The sequence below is a fragment of the Marinobacterium alkalitolerans genome (genome assembly GCF_017776525.1).
Lineage (GTDB): Bacteria > Pseudomonadota > Gammaproteobacteria > Pseudomonadales > Balneatricaceae > Marinobacterium > Marinobacterium alkalitolerans.
In genome coordinates this window covers 48,953-68,534 of sequence record NZ_JACVEW010000019.1, presented here as the reverse complement: position 1 = coordinate 68,534, position 19,582 = coordinate 48,953, and the positions used below count along the sequence as shown (strand labels likewise).

The following is a 19,582-nucleotide window of genomic DNA, read 5'->3' as shown; positions in this document are numbered from 1 at the left end:
GGGCGAATAGCTCAGTTGGGAGAGCATCTGCCTTACAAGCAGAGGGTCGGGGGTTCGAACCCCTCTTCGCCCACCAAGACGCGGAGTGGTAGTTCAGTTGGTTAGAATACCTGCCTGTCACGCAGGGGGTCGCGGGTTCGAGTCCCGTCCATTCCGCCACTTTGAGGTTGAAGGGTTAGAATACCTGCCTGTCAGCTCTCGCTGGAATGATCAGGGTCGCCAGTCCCGTCCGTTCCGCTGATTTTGAGGTTGAACGGTTGGAATGCCTTTCAGCTCTCATTGGCATGATCAGGGTCGCTAGTCCCTTGCATTCCGCCACCTTTTCCTTTCTTTACTTAATCCCCATAAGCCTTCCTTAAGTTGACCCAAGACTTCAGTTTGGGTACTTGCTTCAGTTTCATACTCGCTTTGGTTCCTTTTTCTCACCCGAAAATTCTGTGCGGTTTTTTGGTCCAGATTGGCTGCTCGGCTGATTTGAAAACCGTGCCTTGGGTTTTCTTGTCTTTTGGCAGCCCGAAGTGTGGTGGCCGATATGCTGTAGAATGCCGGCTTGAAACCTCTGTCATTTCTGACTTTTTGATATGTCTACTCCATACGAACAAATATTCGAAGGACGGCTTGTGTCCATTCCTGTGCACGCTTTTGAAACAGCCCTGACGCGTCAGGCCGAAGTGCGGGTTGAGGTCATGCGTTTGGACAAGGTTCATGCACAGATCAGCGGCAACAAGTGGTTCAAGCTGAAGCCGGCGGTTGAACAGGCTGCACGGGCGGGGCTGCCACTGCTGAGTTTCGGTGGTGCCTGGTCAAACCATATTCATGCGCTGGCATTTGCCGGGTTCAAGCTGGGTATTCCGACCATTGGTGTGATTCGCGGGGAAAGTGCCTATGCCGATAACCCTACGTTGAGTGATGCGCGAAAGTGGGGAATGGAATTGCACTTTGTTGATCGCACAACCTACCGGCGCCGAAAAGATCCGGATTTCCAGCAGCAGCTGGAAGCGCGCTTTGGTCCTGTGGTGCTGGTTCCGGAAGGAGGAAGTCAGGTCAGTGCGGTGCATTCGGTTGCTTCCTTGTGGCAACACCCGCACCTCAAGTCGTCCCGCTACGACCAGGTTGTATTACCGGTTGGTACAGGTGGAACGATGGCCGGCGTGATTGCAGGTGCATCAAGGGGTGTGCATGTTTTGGGTGTGTCGGTATTAAAACAGGACGGCTGGCTGGAAACTGACATAGAAATGCTGTTGGCAGAAGCGGGTGTTCAGCCGGTATGCCGCTGGTCGCTCATGCAGGAAGGCCATGGTGGTGGCTATGCACGTTTGCCAGGGGAGTTGGCCGCTGGGCTGAAGCGGGTTGAATCGGCCTGCGGGCTGGAGTTGGACCCGGTCTATACGGTCAAGGCCCTGATGGCACTCCAAAGAAGCATTGTGCAACGCCGCATAAAACCGCATAGTCGTATTCTGGTGCTGCACACCGGTGGGCTGCAGGGGAAAAGGGGGTTCAAGGATCAGCTGGGTCCTGGTGCGCCTGAATTTGTAGGCCCCTTGGCTTTATAATGACAGAAACAATCACCAATCTGGAGAATGCGGGCAGGCATGGATAACTTTCGAAATATTGGCTTGATCGGACGCCTTGGCAGCAAGTCGGTTATTGATACGCTGAAGGAGCTGATCCGCTTTCTGGATGATCGCGGCCTGAATGTCATTCTTGATCAAACGATTGCTGACGTGATGCCCGGTCATGGTCAGCAGGTGTGCAAACAGAAAATGATGGGCGAGATCTGCGACCTGGCCATTGTGGTGGGTGGGGATGGCAGCCTTTTGGGCGCTGCCCGCTCGCTGGCACAGAGCAAAATCCCGGTGCTAGGCATTAATCGTGGCAACCTCGGCTTTTTGACCGATATTCCCCCCCAGGATTTTGAGGACAAGCTGGTACAGGTGTTGAGTGGCCACTACATGGTCGACACGCGCTTCCTGCTGGATGTCGAGATCAAACGCAATGGTGAGCCCATTGGTGAGATGACAGCCCTGAATGACTGCGTTGTTCACCCGGGTAAAGCGACGCGCATGATTCAGTTTGAGCTCTATATCGAAGGGCAGTTCGTATACACCCAGAAATCGGATGGCCTGATCGTGTCCACGCCTACCGGGTCTACGGCTTACGCCCTTTCCGGGGGAGGCCCCATCATGCATCCCAAGCTGGATGCGCTGGTGCTGGTGCCCATGTTTCCCCACACGCTGTCCAGCCGCCCCATTGTGGTGGATGGCAACAGCGAGCTGAAGCTGGTGATCACGGAGGACAACAAGGCATACCCGTCCATTTCCTGTGACGGGCAGCTGAACCAGAGCCTGGCGCCGGGGGATAGCATCACCATCCGCAAGAAGTCACACAAGCTTAAATTGCTGCATCCGCGTGACTATGACTTCTATCGTACCTGCCGGGAAAAGCTGGGGTGGGGCACCAAGTTTGGAGAGCAGGAGTAGCCTGTGGCGATACAGGGATATGATCTGATCGGAGATATTCACGGCTGCGCACTCAGTCTGCGCATGCTGCTGGCCCGCATGGGCTACCGACAGGTCAATGGTGTCTATCAGCACCACAGTCGAAAAGTGGTGTTCTTGGGGGATATCATCGATCGCGGGCCGCATATCCGTGAAGCTCTCCACATCGTTCGAGACATGGTGGAAGCCGGACATGCCGAAATCGTGATGGGAAATCACGAATACAATTTCATGTGTTACATGACGCCAGACCCGAACCGACCGGGAGAATACCTGCGTCAGCATACGCCGAGGCACAAGCGCATCCTCCAGCAAACGCTGGAACAGCTTTCACCCTACAAGGATGAGCAGCAGGACTTTATGGACTGGTTTCTGCAGCTGCCTCTGTTTCTGGAGTTCGACCATTTCAGGGTGGTTCACGCCTGCTGGCATGAAGGGCTGATCGAGCAGTTCAAGGCGAGGATGGGCGGTAACCGTATCGACCGAACCTTCCTTGAGCGTTCGGCCGTGGATGGCAGCTTCGAGTGGGAGGTGATGGACCGGTTGCTGAGAGGGACGCACCTGCGGCTCCCGAACAACGAGGTGATGGTGAGCAAGGACGGTTTTCGTCGTCACTTTTTCCGCACCAAGTTCTGGATGCCTGACCCTCAGTATCTGGTAGACGTGGTATTTCAGCCCGACCCCTTGCCTGCCCACTTGTCTCGACTGCCCATTACCGCATCGCAAAAGCGGGATCTGCTGTATTACGGCCCGGATGAAAAACTGCTGTTTATTGGTCATTACTGGCGTGAAGGCAAGCCCGCTCCGGTTACCTCAAATATCGCCTGTCTTGATTACAGCGCGGTTAAATTCGGCAAGCTGGTGGCGTACCGTCTGGATGATGAAACCCGTATACAGCCGGACAAGTTTGTCTGGGTCGATGTGGCCAGGGAGGTACATCTGGTTGATCCCGAGGTGGGCGCTTCGTGATTCCTGTCATAGAAGTTCCGCTGCAGCTTGATCTGAGCGAGTTTGCCGCCTGCCTCTGGCGCAGCGGGGTGACGCACCGGGTGACCGAGTCGGAACAGTGTCAGGTTATCTGGGTAGAAAACCCGGCTGATGCATCACGGGTACAACAGCTTTTTACCTTGTGGCAAAGCGGTGAGCCGCTTGAGCAGGTAGTGCTTGAGCCCGTCAACCAGCGAAGACTGCCCGCCGCACCGCCGCTGCGAAGAGTCCCTCTGACGTTGACGCTGGCCGCGGCCAGTGTCGCCATTTCCCTCTTGATCGGCTTTGGCCAGCAGCTTGATGTGATGGGGCTGTTCTCGTTCTCGCCTTTCTCCGTCTCCGGTAACACGCTGCAATACGCTGCCCTTGAGCAGGTGTTGTTGTCCGGCCAGTTGTGGCGACTTTGGACCCCCATTTTCATGCATTTCAGTGTCATCCACATTTTGTTTAACCTGCTCTGGGTCTGGATAGTGGGCGGTAAAATGGAAGCCACTCAGGGAACGCGTTCACTGCTTGGGCTGGTGTTGTTCAGTGGTCTGATGTCCAATCTTGCCCAGTTCTGGGTCTCGGGGCCGATGTTTGGTGGCATGTCGGGTGTCGTGTTTGCGCTGATTGCCTATAGCTGGATCTGGGATCGGCAGGTCAGCTCACCTCGCTTTGGTCTGCCTCCCGCCTTGATGGGGTTGCTGATGTTCTGGCTGGTGCTCGGGTTTACCGGTGTGCTGGAAGGGGTTGGACTGGGAGCGATTGCCAATACGGCCCATCTGGTTGGGCTGGTGTGTGGACTTGCCTGGCTGCCTGTCGGGCGTTGGCTGTGCCGGGGCAAGGGAACGTCGGTGTGATACTATTGTCAGGTATTCTGGAGGCAGACGATGACATTTGAAAAGATGATCGAATCCATGACGCCGGAGGTCTACCAGTCCCTTCGGCGTGCAGTTGAGCTGGGCAAATGGCCAAATGGCGAGCGCCTGAGTCAGGAGCAACGCGAAACCAGCTTGCGAGCCGTGATTGCGTATGAGCATACGCACAAGGTCGCGGAGAATGAGCGCGTGGGATACATCGACCGCACGCGGCCGGATGGTCAGCAGCACGGTGTTGATCCGCTTCAGCCTCAGACATTGAAGATATTGAGTGATGGCTGATCTTGAGCCGCGCATCAGCGGGCACCTGCGCAAAATGATTACGCATCTGGGGGAGCCGGTCGAGTACCGTCTGCCCCTGGATGACGAACTGGTTGAATTGAATCCGCTGATTGGCCAGCCCATCAGGTTGACCTTTTCCGGCGATATTCATTGTTTGCACTGTGGCCGCAAAACACGCAAAAGTTTCAATCAGGGGTTCTGCTACCCCTGCTTTACCCGCCTGCCACAATGTGACTCCTGCATCGTAAAGCCCGAGAAGTGTCATTATCACGAGGGGACTTGCCGTGACCCCGCCTGGGGGGAGCGTCACTGCTTTCAGCCCCACGTGGTGTATCTGGCCAACTCGTCCGGTCTCAAGGTCGGGATTACCCGTGGAGAGCAGGTGCCCACGCGCTGGATTGATCAGGGCGCGATTCAGGCACTGCCCATTCTGGAAGTGGATAACCGGCTTCACTCCGGCCTGATTGAACAGATCATCGCCTCCCATGTGAGCGATAAAACCAACTGGCGCACCATGCTCAAGGGGCAAGTTGAACCGCTGGACCTCAAGGCGGAGCGGGACAGGCTGCTGGATCTTTGTGCGCTGCAACTGGATGATCTGCGTCAGTCATACGGCGCTGATGCTATTCGTGCGCTCGACCGTGACGTGGTCAGCATCGAATATCCGGTTGAGCAGTATCCGGCCAAGGTGGGAACCCATAACTTTGACAAGCAGCCGGTCGTTGAAGGTGTGCTTCAGGGGGTGAAGGGGCAATACCTGATTCTGGATACCGGGGTGATCAATATCCGCAAGTTTGCCGCCTATAATGTTGAATTAAGTTACTGAGTCTGGAGTTTTCATGACTGCACAGCAGCCTCAAGCGATTTATCTGGAAGACTATCAAGCCCCGGCGTGGCTGGTGACCCACACAGAGCTTGATTTTGAGCTTGAAGAGGAGCAAACGCTGGTACGTGCCCGGCTCAGTATCAAGAGCAACCCGGAGTCTGGTGGCAAGCGACAGCCGTTGGTGCTGAATGGCCATGAAGATATGGAGCTGCTGCGCCTGAGTATCGACAGCCAGGTGCTCGATTCGGGTGACTACCGTCGTGAAGGTGAGCTGCTGACAATCGCCAATGTGCCCGATCAATTTGTGCTGGAGTGTGTGACACGCTTGCTGCCGCACGAAAATACGGCCCTGGAAGGCTTGTACAAGTCTGATGGCATGTTCTGCACCCAGTGTGAGGCGGAGGGGTTCCGACGCATTACGTTTTTCCCGGACCGTCCGGACGTCATGTCGATTTTCAAGACGACTCTGACTGCCGAAAAATCGCGCTATCCGATTTTGCTGTCCAATGGTAATCCTGTTGCCAGCGGAGAGGAGTCAGACGGCCGTCACTGGGTGACCTGGGAAGACCCCTGGCCAAAGCCGGCCTACCTCTTCGCACTGGTAGCAGGGGATCTGGAAGTGCTTGAGGATCGCTACCTGACAGCCTCAGGACGCGAGGTTCGGCTGCAGATCTTCGCTGAGCGCAAGGACCTGGACAAACTCGAATATGCAATGGAATCGCTGAAAAAGGCGATGCGCTGGGATGAAGAAGTGTACGGGCGCGAATACGATCTGGATATTTACATGATCGTTGCGGTGGACTTCTTCAACATGGGGGCCATGGAGAACAAGGGGCTCAATATCTTTAACACCTCCTGTGTGCTGGCCCACCCCAAAACCACGACTGATGCGGGCTTTCAGCGCGTTGAAGGCGTGGTGGCGCACGAATATTTTCACAACTGGTCGGGTAACCGTGTCACCTGCCGCGACTGGTTCCAGCTCAGCCTCAAGGAAGGCTTTACCGTGTTCAGAGATGCGGAGTTCTCCGCTGACATGAACTCGAGGACGGTGAAACGCATCGAGGATGTGTCCCTGCTGAGAACGGCCCAGTTTGCTGAAGATGCCGGCCCCATGGCACATCCGGTACGGCCCGAATCCTATATTGAAATTTCCAACTTCTACACGCTGACGGTGTATGAAAAGGGCGCAGAGGTGGTGCGAATGGTGCACGCCTTGCTGGGGCCGGAGCTGTTCAGAAAGGGCAGTGATCTCTATTTCGAGCGTCATGACGGAGAGGCGGTTACGACCGATGACTTCGTAAAAGCGATGGAAGACGCCTCCGGACGCGACCTGACTCAGTTCCGTCGCTGGTATTCCCAGGCCGGGACACCGCGCCTGAACGTAACCGACAGCTATGACGAGGCCAGTGGAGAATATCAGCTGCATATCAGCCAGAGCTGCCCTCCATCTCCGGGACAGGAACACAAGCAGCCTTACCATCTGCCGTTGGCGTTTGGCCTGTTGGGCATGGATGGTACTGAGCTGCGTTCCGGTGTCCTCGAAGTGACCGCCGAGGAAGAGAGCTTCCGCTTTACCGGTTTGAACGAGCGTCCTGTTCCCTCGCTGTTGCGTGGCTTCTCTGCACCGGTCAAGCTGGAGTATGACTACTCCGATGCGCAACTGCTGATGCTGTTGCGGCATGATACGGACGGGTTCAATCGGTGGGATGCGGGGCAGCGCCTGTGTATCCGGTTGATGCAGGAGCAGATCGATGCCTACCGGCCCGGTGCCGAGCCCAGTGTGCCTGATGCGTTGCTCAATGCCTGGTCGGAACTGCTCCTGGATGAGCAGTTGGATCCGGCCATGCTGGCGCAGTGCCTGAAACTGCCTTCGGAAGCTCAGCTGGCTGAGCTGGCAGACACCATTGATGTGGTGGCTATCCATGAAGTGCGTAAGGGCATGCGCAAGGTGATTGCTGAGGCGCTTGAGCAACAATGGCTTGCAGCCTATCAGCGCTGTGATCTGAAGGATGTGGCCTACTCGCCGGATGCAGAGTCCATCGGGCGTCGGAGTCTGAAAAACCTTGCACTGGGATATCTGATGTCGACCGGTCGTGAGCCCTGGCTGGAGCTGGCGCGACAGCAGTACGAGCAGAGCGATAACATGACCGATCAGTTGTCTGCCCTGACGCTGGTGGTGCATTCACCTCATCGCGAAAGTGCCGACGAGCTGTTGCAGAATTTCTATCTGCAATGGCAGCACGAACCGCTCGTCATGAATCAGTGGCTTTCGGTACAGGCGTCTGACCCGGCCGAAGGGGCCCTTGAGCGTGTCAAGCAGCTCAGTGAGCACCCTGTCTTTGATGCATGGAATCCCAACAAGCTGCGTGCATTGATTGGTGGTTTTTGTGGGCAAAACCCGATTCACTTCCATAATGAAAGTGGAGAGGGGTATGCATGGCTGGCTGACTGGATCCTGCATCTGGATCGACAGAACCCTCAGGTGGCCTCGCGCCTGCTGACACCGCTGACGCGTTGGAAACGCTACGATGCGGCACGCAGTGCCTTGATGCAGAAGCAGTTACAACGAATGATGGATACCCCTGAGCTGTCTGCTGATGTATACGAAGTAGTCAGCAAGAGTCTTGTGTAAATGATGTAATACAGGGGGCCTTGTGCCCCTGATAAACACACTGGTTAAGGATATACCGATGGAAGCCTATTTTGATTCAAGTGATAAATTCGACCTGCAACAGAATTATCGTCGTTATCTCAAGTTTCATGATCAGTGCCTGGCCGCGAACGAAATTCTGAAAGATGCACGCGGAAGCCGTGTCTGGGTGGCGGGCGTCGTGTTGATGGTGTTTGCACTGGCATCCGAGTTTTTCCTGGGGGCGGCTGCAGGCCTGTTCGGGCTGTACTTCTATCGAATCGTTGCGGCCTGGTACCGGGTCACTCAGGCGGAAGAGGGCAAGGAAATGGCTGAACGCTGGTTTGCCAGCAAGGGTCTGAAGTTCGAAGGGCGTATCCTCTATCGCCGCAGCGATGAACAGCTGGAAACACCGCTGGATCCCTTCGATGAATCGCTCTATGCCTGATTGGGGTGACAGGGGTGCAGCGCGAGTATAAACGACTTAGCCAGCGTACCCGGCACCTGCTGTCGCTGCCCGAAGGCGTCAATGTTGACTTCAAGCGCGAGGTTCAGGCTGTGCGCAGTTCTGACCTCGTCGCATTTGCCAACTCACCCTTCGGCGGCACCCTGCTGATTGGCATCGACGAGTTTACCACGAGGGATGGTGTCCAGCGGGGGCGCGTTGTCGGCTGCGAGGTAGACGACAAGGCTCGGTTGACACTGGTCAACAAGTCGACCGGGTGTATTCCCAACATCGAACTTCGCATCTTCACCGAAAACCTGGCCGTTTCCAAACCGATCCTGCGGGTCGAGATCGCCAGCGGTCCTCATAAACCCTATTGTACCCAGCGCGGCGAATATGCGATCCGTACGGACGGGCGCAACCGCGCCATGTTGCCTGAAGAGCTGCTGGCCATTTTCATGGAGCGGGAAGGGGAGCTGTTTCTGTCACGCTTTCGCAAGGCGGTGCATCAACTGGAGCACCAGTTGGGCACGGTCAGCCATGCGCTCAGTGAAGGGATGCTGGGCGTCAGTGAGCGCCTGTTTGAGCTGGACCAGCAGCTGCAGCGCACGCTTTCGCGCATCGAGCAACTCACGGACAGTAACAAGAAACGCTCACGCAACCTGATGCAGGCCTTGCGCCAGAGCCAGGCAGGAATCGTTCAGCTTGAAAACAGCATCGCCCCCGTGATCAATGACCAGGGGCAGCACCTGCTGCAGGACATTGAGCACAAGCTCGGCATGCTGCTTGACCTGCTCGACAGTGATAACAATGGCAGCCACTGACTGGTCCGCGCTTGACGGGAATCAAGAAGGCTTTGTTGTGGTCAGCTATAGTGAGGTGAGTTACTCATATCAGGAGCGTGCCAAGATGAATACACTGTCAGAGCTGCATCAAGACCACATTAATTTGACACGACTGCTGGACATTCTTGAGCGCAAGGTGGCGCGACTGCGTGAAGGGGTCCACCCTGATTTTTCCCTGATGGCTGATGTGGTCAGTTATGTGGGCGGGTATGCAGACAAGCATCACCACCCGCATGAAGACCAGATGTACGCCTATTTCAGGGGGCGGGACCCTGAACTGGATCAGCGTTTTGATGCCTGTGAGCAGGAGCATAAAGCGCTGAAGAAGCTCTCCAGTCAACTGTCAGATTCAATCGATGCTGTTTTGGGCGATGCGGTGATGCCGATGGATCGGTTTACCGATCAGCTCGAAACCTTCGTACAGACCGAAAAGCGTCATCTGGATTTCGAAGAGTCGAAAATCTTTCCCAAACTGGATGCTCTGGCGTCAGAGGAAGACTGGGTAGAGCTGGCCAAGCGGATTCCGCCCCCGGCCGATCCCTTGTTTGGCGAGCATCAGGCAGAGCAGTACCGCGACCTGTATCGGGCACTGCTCGAAGACATGAACACCCATTAACGCTGATGTCAGCCTCGCTGCTGCATATAGCGTTCCACTGTATCCACAATGGCCTGGGTTTGGGGGTCAACCTCCAGGTTGACTCTGTCACCGGGCTGCAAGTCTGAAAATGTAGTTCTGGACAGGGTTTCTGGTATCAGAGAAACGCTGAAGCTTTGTGCATCGGCGTCAGCCAATGTCAGGCTGCAGCCGTTCAGACCGGCAAACCCTTTAGGCAGCAGGTAGCGTGCTGCAACCTCGGGTGTCTTGAAACGAATGTGGCAATTATTTGCGTCAGGATATTCTACTGCCATGACTTCCGCGCAGCAGAGAATATGACCTGACATCAGATGGCCACCAATCTCGTCACCGATACGCGCCGCCCGCTCGAAATTGACACTTGAACCGACTTCAAGGCTGCCCAGGTTGGTCAGCTCAAGTGTGGTGTCGATGACATCAAAACTGACGAACGGGGCTGCATGTTCCGTGATGGTCAGGCAGGTACCGTTGAGCGCGATACTGGCACCGAGCTCAAGCTGATCACAGTGTTCATTTGGCAGTTCTATCTGCAGCTGCACCAGGCCCTGCTTGCGAGTGAGAGCGGAGACCCGCGCTATTCCTTGAACGATGCCTGTAAACATACTGTGCTAACCTCTTGATTAGGGATCCATGATCGAGCGACTGGCGTAATGTTACCTGAAATCTTCAGGGAGTAGGCAAGATGCGAATACTGGTAACCGGTGGGAGTGGCTTTATAGGGCAGGCGCTGACAAAGGCCTTGACGGAACGCGGGGACCAGGTCGTGATACTGAGCCGAACTCCGGCGCGGGTGCCCGCCCGGAAGGGGCTGCTGGTGGTTGACAGACTTTCGGCCGTCAAGGGGCGCCTGGATGCCGTAGTCAATCTGGCCGGTGCCCCAATCGTGGACAAGCGATGGACTGATGCGCGCAAGCAGCTGCTGCGCTCCAGCCGGATAGACCTGACACGTCAGCTGGTGGAATGGGTGTCGTCGCTCGACACCCCGCCCCATACGCTGATCAGCGGTTCAGCCATCGGCTACTATGGCTCCCATCAGGATGAAGTGCTGGACGAGTCCGCCGACCCCTCGGCGGGTTTTCCCCATGAGTTATGCCGCACCTGGGAACAGGCCGCGATGGCGGCTGAAAGCAGTACCACTCGCGTCTGTCTTGTGAGGACCGGCGTGGTTCTGGGGCCAGGGGGGGGAGCCTTGAGCAAGATGCTTCCCCCGTTCAAGCTGGGGCTGGGAGGTCCTATCGGTGACGGCCAGCAGTGGATGTCATGGATACATCTGGATGATGAGGTGGGTGCGATTCTGTATCTGCTCGACAACCCCTCACTCAGAGGACCGTTCAATTTAACGGCACCTGAGCCTGTGACCAATGAAGTGTTCAGTAAAACGCTCGGGCAGGTCGTGAAGCGGCCCGCTGTTTTCAGAATGCCGGCTTTTGTGATGCAGTTGATGCTGGGTGAGGCCAGCGAACTGCTGGTTGAGGGACAGCGGGTGGTGCCGAAGCACCTGAACTCGGCGGGTTATACCTTCAAGTACACTTCGCTGGAAGCTGCCCTCAAGGCATCAATCCAATAGTCTGCTCAGGACGCCAGTGGCACCATGAAGTCGGCGTCCTCATTGCCCGGGTCTGCCTGACGCAGCCGTTTCTGGCGCAATTTCTCGACCGCTTCCAGCAGCAGATCTCCCTGCCATTCAAAGGGAGACTGGTGCAGGTGCTGGTCAAGGTCCAGCACAAGATAATCAACGGTCTGGCTGTGTGCCGCTTCACACAACCCTTCCAGTGAATCGATATTATGCTCGGGCCAGAAATTCTGGCCCCACTCAATCAGGCGCGTACGCGCGATTTCCGCATCATTCTGCTGACAGGCAATTGCCAGGGCCTGGAAGGTGTTACGTTCGGCGCGCTGGTGGGAGAGCAGCAGCTTCTGTGCACGTCGCTGTTCTTCCAGCTGGTCATCCACCTGATGCTGCTGGCGGGCCTGTTTCAATTGATGCAGGCTGTGAATCCACCCGCCTGTCGTCGCCGTGCATAACAGTCCGAGTCCGACCGAGACCCACAACCAGACATCCAATGGCTCATTGACTGACCGGGTGACTTGAGTCGAGGGTGTTGGTGCCGCGATGACGGGCTGTACCACCTTGACCTCGCGTGCCGGCAGAGTCGCGGTTTCCGCTTTTTCATTCAGGGTGTGCCACCAGTTCAGGTCGATGGCGGGCAGGCTGAGGTCGCCCGGCGCCAGTGGCTCAATTCGAATGCGCTCGGTGCGGGTGCTGACCAGCCCCTGAGGGGTTTGAGTCTCGGTCAGGCTCACATCTTCCTTTTGCGCAAAATAATCATCGTTGCGCTGGGTGAACAAGGTCGGCAGCGCATCAGCCGGAAGCCCTTTTGCGGTGAGGGTGATTTCCCGTACAAAGCTTTCTCCCGGCTGAACATTAATGCTGCTGTCCCAGTTTTCAGACAGTGAAATTTGTTCAGCAGGTAACCAATAACCACGGCTATTTTGATGTGCCGGGGGTAAAACCTCAATTTCAAAACGTTCAGGCAAAGGAGTAGAAAAGTTAAGGTCATCAGACCTGACTTCTGCGCCTATCAGGGTATGTAGACCGGTTTCGGACGGGAATAAAGCAAAGGTTTGTTCACGAATAAACCAGTTTTCACCACCCCGGTCTGTTTTGTAGGTGCGCGGGTCGGTCAGTTTTACCACCAGTGCGCCAGGCATGCTGGGGGGGAGAAATTCCATGGAAGCCGGTGGGGCGGTGCGAAGAAAGAGTCGTGCCGTATACAACAGCTGGGCATGACTGTAGACCCGGTCCTGACTGACCAGACTGTCCAGAAACAGGTTGTCGGGTTTTGTGCGCTGCTGCAGGGCACCTGTAACCGTTACATCGATCGGCGCGCTGATCCCGTCACCCAGCCGTACCGGGGGAATTGTCAGGTTGCCGGTTTTGAGCGGGCGCAGCTGGAGGTGCCAGCGTGTGCTGACATCACGTGATGCGGATGAATGGCTGGACACAACGATGCGCTGGCTGCCAAGAATTCGAAAATCCTGCTGCAGCGCACTGAGATCTGGACGCTGCTGAATCTGGTCAGCCGCCTCAAGGGTCAAATTCAGGGTGTCAGAAGCCGTAATGGAATACCGATCCAGCGTCGCCAAAACCTGAGCCATCAGGTGCGGCGAAAAAATAACCAAAAGCAGTGCGAAAAATGCACGCATCATTACGTCCAAACGCTCGTAAATGAATTTGTGAACTCGGTTTATTATCAGCTATGGGCTAGTACATATCAATTTTAATCGACCTGTCTTTTTAAACCGTAAGATCAGGCCTTTAAACATGACTTAATCTATTGTTTAACTATACTGCTGCAAAAGCCAATTCCATTTGCCATAGGAGGGTAGGTATGTCCTCTCAGACTACCGAGAGCAAAGCTGATTTTCTGCACCAGCTCAAAGAGATGATTTGTGATCGACTCCCGCAGAAGCGGTCGCTTCCCATGAGTGAATTCGCGGACCAGTATTTTGCTCATATGGCAGAAACGGATCTGTTCAAGTGGCGCATTGATGACCTGTATGGCGCAACCTTGAATGCCTGGCAGTTCATCCAGGAACGTGCCGATGGTGAAACCAAGGTGCGAGTATTCAATCCGGATTATGAGCGTCATGGTTGGCAGTCGACGCATACCGTGATTGAGGTTGTGCAGGAGGATATGCCCTTCATCGTTGATTCCCTTCGGATGGAGCTGAACCGTCGAGGCCTGTCTATTCATGCCATTCTCAACACGCTGTTGCACGTTGAGCGGGATGAAAACGGGAACCTGAAGCAGCTGTGCAAAACCGACTGCAGCAACGACAAGTCCTGTATCTGTGAATCGGTCGTGGCAATCGAGGTGGACCGCCATACCGATCCGGAACAGCTGAAAGCCCTGCAGCATGGACTGCTGGAAGTTCTGTCCGAAGTCGAAGCGACCGTGCAGGACTTTGATCACATGCTGGCCAAGACGGATGACCTGCTGGCAATTTACGACAAGGCGCCCAATCAGATGGACGCGGATGACGTGCAGGAAACACGCGACTTCATTCGCTGGCTCAAGGAGCACTTTACCTTCCTTGGTTACGATGAGTTTGTCCTGACAGGCGAGGGCGACAAACAGCAGCTTGAGCCGGTGGCCAACAGTGGCCTTGGCCTGCTGCGGGATGACCGGGAAGGCTTTGATCAGGGGCCTCTGTTCAGTGAGGAGCGTGACGTAGGTGCGTTTACGCTGGTGCCCGAATTGCTGTCTTTCACCAAGTCGTCACGCAAGTCCCGGGTGCACCGCCCGGCTTATCCTGACTACATCAGCATCAAGCGTTTCGACAAGCAGGGCAAGCTGGTGGGTGAGTCACGCTTCCTTGGTCTGTACACCTCGGCGGTGTATCTGCACGGCTCAACCGATATTCCTGTTGTGCGCCACAAAGTGAAAGCAGTCATGCAGCGCTCGGGTCTGCCCGAGGGAGGACATGACTGGAAAGAGCTACAACAGATTCTTGAAATCTACCCGCGCGATGACCTGTTTCAATCCAGCCTGGATGAACTGTACCGCATCGCCATGGGGATTCTTCAGATTCACGAGCGCCGCCAGATCCGCCTGTTTCTGCGCCGTGATTACTATGGTCAGTTCTTTTCTGCGCTGGTCTACGTGCCCAGGGAAATCTACAGCACCGACTTCCGTCTGCGGGTGCAGAAAATTCTGCAGGCAGCGCTGGATTGTGATGGGGCGGAGTTCACCACCTATTTCTCCGAGTCTGTGCTGGCACGTACTCAATTCCTGCTGCGCCGTTCGGATCGCCGGTCAGTCACGGATCACTATGACGAGCGTGAGCTGGAGCGGCAGGTATCACATGCAGCCAGCAGCTGGCAGGAAGAGCTGTATGACGCCTTGATTGAAATGCTGGGCGAAGAGAAAGGAATCAAGGCCTACAACCACTACCATGGCGGTTTCTCGGCTGGCTATCGGGCGGACTTTACCCCGCGGGCGGCGGTCGTGGACATTCAGCACATGTCCCGTTTGACCGAAGCGGAGCCGATGGCGTTGAGCTTTTACGAAGCCCTGGAGCGTGAGCCGGAAGAGCTCAATTTCAAGCTTTACCACCGCGGCGAAGCACTGCCGTTGTCTGATGTGCTGCCGATTCTGGAAAACCTCGGGCTGAGGGTGATTGATGAGCACCCCTATCAGGTCGAGGTCGATGACTACTGTGTCTGGGTGCATGACTTTAACCTGCGTTACACGGGGCGTCAGCAGGTGACGGCCGATACCATGCAGGCGGTATTTGAAGATGCCTTCCTGAATATCTGGTACGGCCTTGCCGGCAATGATGATTTCAACAAGCTGGTGTTGGGTGCGGAACTGGATTGGCGTCAGGTCACTCTGCTGCGGGCCTATGCCGGGTATATGAAACAGATGCGTTTCCCGATCAGTCAGGAAGCGATTAGCCTGGCATTGCGTCACCATTCCGATCTGGCGCGTCAGCTGCTTGCCTTCTTTGCTGCGCGCTTTGATCCGGATGCGGCTTCGGAACAGGAACAGCAGGCACAGGAAGAAGCGATACTTCAGGGGCTGGAAAATGTCAGCAGCCTGAATGAGGACCAGGCGATTCGCCAGTACCTCTCGCTGATCAAGGCAACCTTGAGAACCAACTTCTATCAGCAGGAAAACGGCAAGCCCAAGCCCTATGTATCGTTCAAGCTGTCGCCTCGCGAAATTCCGCTGGTGCCTGAGCCCAAGCCGATGTTCGAGATCTATGTGCATTCACCGCGGGTGGAAGGTGTTCACCTGCGCGGTGGCAAGGTGGCCCGTGGGGGGCTGCGCTGGTCGGACCGTCATGAAGACTTCCGCACCGAGGTTCTCGGTCTGGTAAAAGCGCAACAGGTGAAAAACGCGGTCATTGTGCCGGTCGGTGCCAAAGGGGGCTTTGTTGCTCGCGGTACCCATGAAGGCATGTCGCGTGAAGAGTGGCAGCGAGAAGGGGTAGAGTGCTATCGCACCTTTATTCGCGCACTGCTGGATGTGACAGATAACCTGGTGAACGGCGAAGTCGTGCCGCCGAAACAGGTCGTGCGGCATGATGAGGATGATACCTATCTGGTTGTGGCGGCAGACAAGGGCACCGCAACCTTCTCCGACATTGCCAACGAAATCGCGGCAGAATATGGCTTTTGGCTGGGAGATGCCTTCGCATCAGGCGGCAGTCAGGGGTATGACCACAAGAAGATGGGTATCACGGCTCGAGGTGCCTGGGTATCCGTGGAGCGTCACTTCCGCGAGATGGGGATCAATACCGCCGAGGACCCGTTCAGCGTGCTGGCAATCGGTGACATGTCAGGCGATGTGTTCGGCAACGGCATGCTCTGTTCCGACAAGATCCGCCTGCAGGCTGCATTCAACCATCTGCATATCTTTATCGACCCGGACCCGGATCCGGCCGCAAGCTTCAAGGAGCGCCAGCGTCTGTTTGAAGAGCGCGGTGGTTGGGGTGAGTACAACACGGAGCTGATCTCCAAAGGTGGCGGTGTATTCAGCCGTGCGTCCAAATCGATCACGTTGACGCCCGAAATCAAGAAACTTACCGGGCTGACAGGCAGCCGCATTACGCCCAATGAGCTCATCTCGGCTCTGTTGTGTGCCAAGGTTGACCTGATCTGGAATGGTGGCATCGGTACCTATATCAAGGCTGCCGAGGAAACCCATGCCGATGTGGGTGACAAGGCCAACGATGGCCTGCGAGTGGACGCTCAGAAAGTGCGTGCGCGTGTGATTGGCGAAGGGGGTAACCTGGGGCTGACTCAGCGTGCACGTATGGCGCTGGCTGAAAAAGGCTGTCGTCTGAATACGGACTTTATAGATAACGCCGGCGGTGTCGATTGCTCCGACCACGAGGTGAATATCAAGATTCTCCTCAATGAAATGGTCAGCAACGATGACATGACCTCCAAGCAGCGTAACCGTCTCCTGAGCGACATGACCGAAACCGTGGCTGAACTGGTGCTGGAAAACAATTACCGCCAGGTACAGGCGATTTCACTGGCCGAATCACGTTCGCTGGGCTCCATGGCGGAATACCGGCGCTTTATCAATGCACTTGAAAGCGCGGACAAGCTGAGCCGAGAGCTGGAAAACCTGCCTTCGGATGATGTGCTGGCGGATCGTCAGAACGCAGAGCAGGGTCTCACGCGGCCGGAACTGTCCGTGCTGGTGTCGTACAGCAAATCCGACCTGAAAGAAAAGCTGCTGGCATCTGATGTGGCGGATGACCCCTATCTGGCGCGTGAACTGCAGACGGCCTTCCCGGCGCGGATTCATGAAGAGTTCGGTTCTGCGCTGGAACAGCATCGCCTGCGCAAGGAGATCATATCGACCCAGATCGCCAACCAGATGGTGAATCTGATGGGGATCAACTTCGCCGACCGACTGCTGACTTCGACCGGCGCGGAAATAGAGCAGGTCGTCAGGGCCTATGTACTGGCACGTGATATTTTCGGTCTCATACCGCTATGGGAAGCGGTCGAAGAGCTGGACTACAAGGTGTCGGCCGAGATTCAGGCAGAACTGATGTACAGCCTGCAGAATCTGATCAAGCGTGCAACCCGCTGGTTTGTGCGCAACCGACCGGCACGGCTCGAATGTGCACAGGAAGCGGGTAACTTTGCGCCTCAGCTTGAGGCGATCATGCGTAACCTGGGGGACCTGCTGTGCGGTGAGCCTTACGAAACCTGGCACAAGGCCTACAGCCGTTACTGTGATGAAGGTGTGCCGGCGCGTCTGGCACAGATCATTGCAGGCTCCAAAGCACTGTATTCGGCACTTAGCATCATTGAGGTTGCCAGTGAGGAGTCCATCTCCGTGGAGGCGGCGGCTCAGGTGTTCTTCGGACTGGGCGAGCGGCTGCAGTTGCAGTGGTTTAGTTCCCAGTTGAACGATCTGGGTATTCACAGTTATTGGCAGGCGCTGGCACGCGATACGTTCAGGGACGATCTGGATACCCAGCACCGAGCCCTGACCGCATCCGTGCTCAAGTCTGCCAAGAGTGACAATCAGGCAGCACCTGAACGGATGGCCGACTGGCTGGAGCATAATCAGCAGCACATTGATCGCTGGCTGAATATGCTCAACGAGCTCAAAAATGCGTCCAGTGAAGACTATGCCATGTATACTGTAGCGGTTAGAGAATTGGCCGATATGGCCCGATGCAGTACGCAGCTGGAAGCATGAGGTGCGATGAACGAAATTATTGTTGATCTGAGGATCAGCAGTGATGAATATCTGAAACTGTACCAGGGAGTTGCCCGGTTTGTTTCAGTGCGAGCCCGGGATGGACGCCGGGTTCGCTTTCCTGCCAGAATTCTACAGCCTTGGGTGACCCGAGACGGCATTCGGGGCTGTTTTCGTATCCGTTTCAATGATGCAGGTAAACTGCAGGACATTCAGCGCCTGGGCTGAGCTGTGTTCATCCAGGCGTTCCTCCCCTATAATGCGGCATCCGTTCTCAATCGGCAGTGAATCACCATGCTATATGATCTCGCACGTACTCTCATGTTCAGACTGGATGCTGAAACCTCGCATGAACTGGCCTTGAGCAGTATGAACCTGGCCGCGTCGCTGGGATTGCCTCGATTGATGGGAGCGGGTCAGCAATCGCTGCCAACTCGAGTGATGGGTATCAAGTTTCCCAACCCGGTCGGCCTGGCCGCAGGGCTGGATAAAAACGGAACAGCGGTGGATGGTCTGGCGGCCATGGGGTTCGGGTTCGTAGAGGTCGGCACCGTGACGCCGCGCCCGCAGCCGGGCAACCCTAAACCCAGGCTGTTTCGCATCCCTGAGCACAGTGCCATTGTGAACCGCATGGGGTTCAACAACGATGGTGTCGATCAGCTGCTCAAAAACCTTTCGCGCAGCCACTACAACGGTGTACTCGGGATCAACATCGGCAAAAACAAGGATACACCGAACGATAAGGCGCATGAGGATTATCTGCTTTGCATGCGCAAGGTGTATCCGCATGCGAGCTACATCACGGTGAATGTTTCTTCGCCCAATACGCCGGGATTGCGCACGCTTCAGTTCGGTGACTCGCTGAACAGCCTGCTGGACGCGCTCAAGACTGAGCAGGCCCGCCAGGCCCGACTGCACGGGCGCTATGTCCCGATCGCGGTCAAGATCGCGCCCGACATGGATGATGAAGAGCTTGCCATGGTGGCATCAGCACTCAAGACCTATGAGATTGATGGTGTGATTGCCACCAACACGACCCTGTCACGCGAGGGGGTCGAAGACAGCCCGATTGCAGATGAGGCTGGAGGCTTGAGTGGAGCGCCGGTGCGCAATCGTTCCACTACCGTCATTCGCAAGCTATCTGAGTACCTTGAGGGCGCGCTGCCGATTATTGGAGTAGGCGGTATTACCGAAGGTTTTGATGCGGCCGAGAAAATTGAAGCAGGGGCCAGCCTTGTTCAGATCTATACAGGGTTTATCTACCGAGGGCCTGAGCTGGTGAAGGATTCGGTGAATGCGATTGCCGAATTGAGAGGTCGCTAGGCAGGCATATCCCTCA

At 55.9% G+C, this 19,582-nt stretch carries 16 protein-coding genes and 2 tRNA genes; 16 read left to right on the top strand and 2 right to left on the bottom strand.

Annotation, left to right across the window (positions count from 1 at the left end):
- The 12 genes from H9C73_RS12380 to H9C73_RS12325 all read left to right on the top strand — a co-directional run bounded on the left by H9C73_RS12380 (position 1) and on the right by H9C73_RS12325 (position 9,988).
- Positions 1-76, top strand: a tRNA-Val gene (locus tag H9C73_RS12380).
- Positions 77-82: 6 nt separating this feature from the next.
- Positions 83-159: transfer RNA gene (locus tag H9C73_RS12375), tRNA-Asp, on the top strand.
- 461 nt (positions 160-620) lie between these two features.
- A complete protein-coding gene (locus tag H9C73_RS12370; RefSeq protein ID WP_209288138.1) occupies positions 621-1,553 on the top strand; it encodes a 1-aminocyclopropane-1-carboxylate deaminase/D-cysteine desulfhydrase in 933 nt (310 codons plus the stop codon).
- Between the two features lie 39 nt (positions 1,554-1,592).
- The gene (locus H9C73_RS12365) at positions 1,593-2,480 is read left to right on the top strand and encodes an NAD(+) kinase (protein WP_209288137.1); all 888 of its coding nucleotides are present in this window, start codon (positions 1,593-1,595) and stop codon (positions 2,478-2,480) included.
- Between the two features lie 3 nt (positions 2,481-2,483).
- Positions 2,484-3,467, top strand: coding sequence for a metallophosphoesterase (locus H9C73_RS12360; protein ID WP_209288136.1), 984 nt, complete (start codon positions 2,484-2,486; stop codon positions 3,465-3,467).
- Positions 3,464-4,327, top strand: a complete 864-nt coding sequence (locus H9C73_RS16375) for a rhomboid family intramembrane serine protease (protein WP_209288135.1) — start codon at positions 3,464-3,466, stop codon at positions 4,325-4,327. The genes H9C73_RS12360 and H9C73_RS16375 overlap by 4 nt, the downstream gene beginning before the upstream one ends.
- Before the next feature lie 30 nt (positions 4,328-4,357).
- Positions 4,358-4,627: a YeaC family protein gene (locus H9C73_RS12350; RefSeq protein WP_209288134.1), complete on the top strand. Its 270-nt coding sequence runs from the start codon at positions 4,358-4,360 to the stop codon at positions 4,625-4,627.
- Positions 4,620-5,453 carry a DUF2797 domain-containing protein gene (locus tag H9C73_RS12345; RefSeq protein WP_209288133.1) on the top strand — a complete coding sequence of 278 codons (834 nt, stop codon included), beginning with the start codon at positions 4,620-4,622 and terminating at the stop codon, positions 5,451-5,453. The genes H9C73_RS12350 and H9C73_RS12345 overlap by 8 nt, the downstream gene beginning before the upstream one ends.
- 13 nt (positions 5,454-5,466) lie before the next feature.
- Positions 5,467-8,085, top strand: coding sequence for an aminopeptidase N (gene pepN, locus H9C73_RS12340; protein ID WP_209288132.1), 2,619 nt, complete (start codon positions 5,467-5,469; stop codon positions 8,083-8,085).
- A gap of 58 nt (positions 8,086-8,143) precedes the next feature.
- Positions 8,144-8,530, top strand: a complete 387-nt coding sequence (locus H9C73_RS12335) for a hypothetical protein (RefSeq protein WP_209288131.1) — start codon at positions 8,144-8,146, stop codon at positions 8,528-8,530.
- Between the two features lie 14 nt (positions 8,531-8,544).
- Entirely contained in the window at positions 8,545-9,351 is an 807-nt protein-coding gene (locus tag H9C73_RS12330) for an AlbA family DNA-binding domain-containing protein (RefSeq protein ID WP_328797978.1), read from the top strand.
- Positions 9,352-9,436: 85 nt separating this feature from the next.
- The gene (locus H9C73_RS12325; RefSeq protein WP_209288130.1) at positions 9,437-9,988 is read left to right on the top strand and encodes a hemerythrin domain-containing protein; all 552 of its coding nucleotides are present in this window, start codon (positions 9,437-9,439) and stop codon (positions 9,986-9,988) included.
- Positions 9,989-9,996: 8 nt separating this feature from the next.
- On the opposite strand, the gene H9C73_RS12320 is transcribed toward H9C73_RS12325, so the two are convergent.
- Positions 9,997-10,608: a riboflavin synthase subunit alpha gene (locus H9C73_RS12320; protein ID WP_209288129.1), complete on the bottom strand. Its 612-nt coding sequence runs from the start codon at positions 10,606-10,608 to the stop codon at positions 9,997-9,999.
- A gap of 80 nt (positions 10,609-10,688) precedes the next feature.
- Here H9C73_RS12320 and H9C73_RS12315 point away from each other — a divergent pair, with 80 nt between their 5' ends.
- On the top strand, positions 10,689-11,573 hold the full coding sequence (locus tag H9C73_RS12315; protein WP_209288128.1) for a TIGR01777 family oxidoreductase: 885 nt from the start codon (positions 10,689-10,691) through the stop codon (positions 11,571-11,573).
- Positions 11,574-11,578: 5 nt separating this feature from the next.
- Here H9C73_RS12315 and H9C73_RS12310 read toward each other — a convergent pair whose 3' ends face one another.
- Positions 11,579-13,213, bottom strand: a complete 1,635-nt coding sequence (locus H9C73_RS12310) for a BatD family protein (protein WP_209288127.1) — start codon at positions 13,211-13,213, stop codon at positions 11,579-11,581.
- A 185-nt stretch (positions 13,214-13,398) separates the two neighbouring features.
- On the opposite strand from H9C73_RS12310, the gene H9C73_RS12305 reads away from it, so the two are divergent.
- From H9C73_RS12305 to H9C73_RS12295, 3 genes are all read left to right on the top strand, one after another.
- The gene (locus tag H9C73_RS12305) at positions 13,399-18,243 is read left to right on the top strand and encodes an NAD-glutamate dehydrogenase (protein WP_209288126.1); all 4,845 of its coding nucleotides are present in this window, start codon (positions 13,399-13,401) and stop codon (positions 18,241-18,243) included.
- Between the two features lie 6 nt (positions 18,244-18,249).
- Complete coding sequence (locus H9C73_RS12300; RefSeq protein ID WP_209288125.1) at positions 18,250-18,471, top strand: DUF2835 domain-containing protein; 222 nt, start codon at positions 18,250-18,252, stop codon at positions 18,469-18,471.
- A 66-nt stretch (positions 18,472-18,537) separates the two neighbouring features.
- Positions 18,538-19,566 (top strand): quinone-dependent dihydroorotate dehydrogenase, encoded by a 1,029-nt coding sequence (locus H9C73_RS12295; protein WP_209288124.1) that lies wholly within the window; start codon positions 18,538-18,540, stop codon positions 19,564-19,566.
- Positions 19,567-19,582 lie beyond the last annotated feature (16 nt).

Bases quoted from the DNA above. Each gene is read 5' to 3' on its own strand.
- H9C73_RS12365 (WP_209288137.1), top strand. From the start codon at position 1,593: ATGGATAACTTTCGAAATATTGGCTTGATCGGACGCCTTGGCAGCAAG.
- H9C73_RS12350 (WP_209288134.1), top strand. From the start codon at position 4,358: ATGACATTTGAAAAGATGATCGAATCCATGACGCCGGAGGTCTACCAG.
- H9C73_RS12345 (WP_209288133.1), top strand. From the start codon at position 4,620: ATGGCTGATCTTGAGCCGCGCATCAGCGGGCACCTGCGCAAAATGATT.
- pepN (WP_209288132.1), top strand. From the start codon at position 5,467: ATGACTGCACAGCAGCCTCAAGCGATTTATCTGGAAGACTATCAAGCC.
- H9C73_RS12335 (WP_209288131.1), top strand. From the start codon at position 8,144: ATGGAAGCCTATTTTGATTCAAGTGATAAATTCGACCTGCAACAGAAT.
- H9C73_RS12325 (WP_209288130.1), top strand. From the start codon at position 9,437: ATGAATACACTGTCAGAGCTGCATCAAGACCACATTAATTTGACACGA.
- H9C73_RS12320 (WP_209288129.1), bottom strand. From the start codon at position 10,608: ATGTTTACAGGCATCGTTCAAGGAATAGCGCGGGTCTCCGCTCTCACT.
- H9C73_RS12315 (WP_209288128.1), top strand. From the start codon at position 10,689: ATGCGAATACTGGTAACCGGTGGGAGTGGCTTTATAGGGCAGGCGCTG.
- H9C73_RS12310 (WP_209288127.1), bottom strand. From the start codon at position 13,213: ATGCGTGCATTTTTCGCACTGCTTTTGGTTATTTTTTCGCCGCACCTG.
- H9C73_RS12305 (WP_209288126.1), top strand. From the start codon at position 13,399: ATGTCCTCTCAGACTACCGAGAGCAAAGCTGATTTTCTGCACCAGCTC.
- H9C73_RS12300 (WP_209288125.1), top strand. From the start codon at position 18,250: ATGAACGAAATTATTGTTGATCTGAGGATCAGCAGTGATGAATATCTG.
- H9C73_RS12295 (WP_209288124.1), top strand. From the start codon at position 18,538: ATGCTATATGATCTCGCACGTACTCTCATGTTCAGACTGGATGCTGAA.